General features: G+C 42.7%; 4 protein-coding genes and 2 pseudogenes. 2 read left to right on the top strand and 4 right to left on the bottom strand.

Annotation, left to right across the window (positions count from 1 at the left end):
* Positions 1 to 361: IS630 family transposase (locus PSI22_RS20815; protein WP_273581393.1), on the top strand; the 361-nt coding region annotated here is incomplete at its 5' end.
* A gap of 301 nt (positions 362 to 662) precedes the next feature.
* Here PSI22_RS20815 and PSI22_RS20810 read toward each other — a convergent pair.
* The 3 genes and pseudogenes from PSI22_RS20810 to PSI22_RS21655 form a co-directional block, all read right to left on the bottom strand.
* A complete protein-coding gene (locus PSI22_RS20810; protein ID WP_273581392.1) occupies positions 663 to 1358 on the bottom strand; it encodes an IS6 family transposase in 696 nt (231 codons plus the stop codon).
* A 134-nt stretch (positions 1359 to 1492) separates the two neighbouring features.
* Positions 1493 to 2311: a fucose-binding lectin II gene (locus PSI22_RS20805; RefSeq protein WP_273581391.1), complete on the bottom strand. Its 819-nt coding sequence runs from the start codon at positions 2309 to 2311 to the stop codon at positions 1493 to 1495.
* Between the two features lie 261 nt (positions 2312 to 2572).
* A pseudogene (locus PSI22_RS21655) lies at positions 2573 to 2689 on the bottom strand (IS110 family transposase); the annotation flags it as partial.
* A 113-nt stretch (positions 2690 to 2802) separates the two neighbouring features.
* Between PSI22_RS21655 and tnpA the strand changes: the two are divergent.
* A complete protein-coding gene (tnpA, locus tag PSI22_RS20795; protein ID WP_273581394.1) occupies positions 2803 to 3240 on the top strand; it encodes an IS200/IS605 family transposase in 438 nt (145 codons plus the stop codon).
* A 73-nt stretch (positions 3241 to 3313) separates the two neighbouring features.
* Here the strand turns inward: tnpA and PSI22_RS20790 are convergent.
* Positions 3314 to 3921: pseudogene (locus tag PSI22_RS20790) on the bottom strand (IS110 family RNA-guided transposase); the annotation flags it as partial.

Genomic DNA, 3921 nt, shown 5'->3' with positions numbered 1-3921 from the left:
ATCTACGGGGGGCACGAGAAAAAAATCGGATTTATTTATCAGTATGTTAGAAGTATTAAAACGAACCTATCGTGATGCAGAAACGCTGAGCGTGATTTTAGATAACTACGGTATCCATAAAAGTAAGAAGGCCAGAGAATGGCTGTCGAATAATCCCACCGTGAAGCTGCTATTTCTTCCGGTCTACTCGCCTTGGTTAAATAAAATAGAACGGTTATGGCAATCACTCCATGAAACGGTGACACGCAATCATTGTTGCCAATTTATGTGGCAGCTTATTCGTAATGTGAAAATTTTTTTGAAAAGGGCCTCGTTAACGACTTGGAAAGAAATGAGAAGTATCAGAGTCTCATCATTATGACAAACTATTTAGGAAAGATCAGCTTACCTAATATTAAAATCAAAAGTAAACCACCTAAAAATATATTAATAATACATAGGGCAATGCTTTTGTTATTCATTCTATAATATCCACAATTCTTTCTACGATACCAAACAGCGCCACTACGAGAGAAAATAACCATATTTTATCTTTTTGTAATAACTAACGATAATAATGGCTAATAAAGATAAAACAACCAACCAAATAATATTCAACATTTTAAAATCGGTTCTGTCGCATTAACAGAGAAAGTTTGTACGGAGGTGGGAATGATGACTATTTATGCAGTCAATCGATAAAATATCTCTGTCGGTGATAATGTCTTATCTTCTGATTGTAAGTATTGCCCTTTACGCCGCATCGAAACGCGCTCTATTCCCGCTAAAATCGTTTGGGTCCGGCGAAACGATTTAAACCCTAACATTGGCCGTATCCGACGTTTGACATGGCGAGGGTCTTGCTCAATGCGGTTATTCAGGTATTTATTTTGCCGGATTTCAATCCCCTGCTGAGGCTCACCTTCCGCATTGAGGAGGATGAGCACGGCGGTATTGGCCCCACTTTTATCGATAGTCACGACGGCGGGTCTGCCGTGCTGGCGTATCGCTTTACGGAAAAAACGCCAGGCTGCCGTTGCATCGCAGCGAGCGGTCAGCAGGCAGTCAATCGTCTGACCGTCGGTATCGACCGCCCGGTAAAGGTATTTCCACTGGCCTTTGACTTTAATGTCCGTTTCATCCATTCGCCACCGGGAGCCAACGGGCTTTTTGCGAGGTCGGAAAGCCTTGCCGAGCAGGGGCACCAGACGTAACACCCAGCGAGGTATCGTGGCAGGGTCGACCTCAATGCCGCGCTCTGCCATCATCTCTTCGAGATTGCGCAGACTCAAGGCATAAGCGAGGTACCAACGAACACATTGGACAATGATATCGACAGGATAATGCAGACGTTTGAACGCTTTTCGGATAAGGGACATCACTCTGGACTCGCTCAAAAACAGGGAAGCTTACCTGATGACCGCTTAATGCGACAGAACCTATAAAAGCGGCATATAATACCGCTTTAATGTATTAATGATTTTTTGTGGTGAAATTAACTGGATATTTTAAACTAATTTACCAGTGGCCAATTCAATACCACCACGCTGTCATTGTAATTATTATTGGAATCATTTTCGGCACCAATAGTTACTGTTCCCGGTTTTCCATCAAGGGTATTATAGGAGTAACGAAGTTTACAGGGTTTGCCATCCCCGATAATCTCTATACAGACTTTTCCTGTACCTGATGTATAAGCTTTGGTATAGGTTCCTTTGCCGGTGAATGTATCTACCAGAAAATCGTCAATATAGACTTTTCCTGTTTGTTGATGGGTAGTTGTATTAGTATAAGCTATCAGACCAAATCGAATACTTTGAGGTAACTGGAAACAGTATTTACCATTGTCATTGGTACCACATGTTCCGCTACAGCCTCCATTATTTCCTCGGTCACTGCCTAATAAATCGATATCAACGGATACTGCTGCTTGGATTTTGTTGAAGGGACCTCCGGTATAATTAGAAATAGGGGCAGGTCCAGCATCAATAGCATTCGATTTCAGATTAAATCGGATATAATGACCTCCTTTAAAGAGGTCAATACGAGAATTTATTCTCTGTACAGCCGCATCTAGATTGGTGCTGAATTCTGTGTATTTCTCTGTAATGCCCCATCTGGCTGAAATAGAGTTCCGTTTAATCGTATGTGAATTCACAGTGTAATCGATACAATCACTGCCTTTGAAGAAGCAAACAATATTTGTTGTGAATTCTGTAGTTGCATCTATCCCATTTTCAAATTCGGTTCCTTTCAGTCCGGGCCATCCATCCGCAATAAATTTCGGCCCATCAATCACCTTAGCTTTTGCGATATCGAATTTAACATACATGGTCGCTCCTGTTTGCCAAGTACCCGTGTTAAAAAGTCAGCCGTGTAAGATTGCAGTCATACATCCGGACTCAGAGTCGGCTTAATGCCGTGGTCCCTAAAGGAATTCGCAGACTCAGTCCTAATCATAATGACGCATTAGCGAAGCTATGCCATGTTAAATACAGGTTCACTGAGTCGCGGTCTTACCAGTCTGGCCTTTAATTCACGTTTACCCTTAGTAATCAGTAAGTTGATATTTTATTTAAAAGGTGCTGTTTATTTACATATAGACCGCACCCACAGTTTGTTCAGGTGAAAACTCTTTATCTGTTGTCAGTAACACCCAGAGCATTCTGGCATTTTTGTTGGCCAGTGCCACGGCAGCCACATTTTTATTCATAACTGAATACCACCTCCTGCGGAGGTGGTCAGCAACAGATGGGCTCTGCCAATAAGGCTACTCATGGGAAAATCCGAACTGTTATCCCCATAACAGAGAAGGATTTAACCATGAGTAGATTCAAGAAAGCATCGCATGTACTTTGGTGTTGTCAATATCATATCGTCTGGACGCCCAAATACCGATTTAGAATACTGAAAAATAATGTAGGAAGGGAGGTCTATAAGCAGATACGGATTTCATGTGAACAACTCGAGATAGAAATTGTAGAATTGAATGTTCAACTCGATCATGTTCATCTTTTGGTAAAAATACCCCCGAAATTATCTGTATCTCAGGTGCTTGGGCATTTAAAAGGACGAACAGCCATTCGATTATTTAATAAATTTCCCTATTTAAGAAAGAAAAAGTTATGGGGAAATCACTTTTGGTCGAGAGGGCACTGTGTAGATACCGTAGGTGTAAATGAAGAAATGATAAGGAAGTATGTGAAGTATCAGGAAAAACATGAACATGAAGACAATCAATTATCGTTAAAAGGGATGTGAAGTGAAGGCTCTCAGAGTCTGAACTAGTAACGCCCCTCTGGGGCGAAATCAAAGCCGCCTTCTATGAAGGCGGATTTTTACTTCGTCGGGCGAGAAGCCTGCTCAGCCAGCTTCCGGGCAAGAGTTTGTGTCTCCGTGCGAGTATGACAGAACGGGCTCCGTGAATTAAAAGAGTCCGGATATAAGAGTCACCCCGTTTACTTATCCTGCCCAGAACATTTTTACCTCCGCTGGAATGCTGTAACGGAACCAACCCAAGCCAGGCGGCAAGCTGACGGCCATTTTTGAAGCCCTTACCATCTCCGACAGCACTGACAATCGCGGTTGCGGTAAGGACTCCGACACCCGGGATTGCGGCTATTTTTTTACACAACGCATCCTGTCTGAATTGTTCATTGATTGCAGTTTCCAGAGTTTCAATGTGTTCACTCAACTGCTTTATATTTTCATAGAGAGATGACAGAAGCTGCCGGAATGGCATGGGTAAACCGTTATCTGCATCTTCAAGTAATTCTGGCACATGCCGGCTTACCGCAACAGCACCCTGCGGGAGAACAATACCGAATTCAGCCAGCAGTCCTCTGATTTGGTTGATCTGTGCAGTTCTGGCTTTGACAAACCCTGTGCGGGCACGATGAACTGATAATAAAGATTGCTGCTCAGGTGTTTTAATACTCACAA

Source organism: Xenorhabdus aichiensis, from assembly GCF_028598775.1.
GTDB lineage: Bacteria > Pseudomonadota > Gammaproteobacteria > Enterobacterales > Enterobacteriaceae > Xenorhabdus > Xenorhabdus bovienii.
This window is presented reverse-complemented; position numbering and strand designations above follow the sequence as displayed.

What these genes read in the sequence shown, in the direction of transcription:
- tnpA (WP_273581394.1), top strand. Translation starts at nt 2,803, where the DNA reads ATGAGTAGATTCAAGAAAGCATCGCATGTACTTTGGTGTTGTCAATAT.
- PSI22_RS20810 (WP_273581392.1), bottom strand. Translation starts at nt 1,358, where the DNA reads ATGTCCCTTATCCGAAAAGCGTTCAAACGTCTGCATTATCCTGTCGAT.
- PSI22_RS20805 (WP_273581391.1), bottom strand. Translation starts at nt 2,311, where the DNA reads ATGTATGTTAAATTCGATATCGCAAAAGCTAAGGTGATTGATGGGCCG.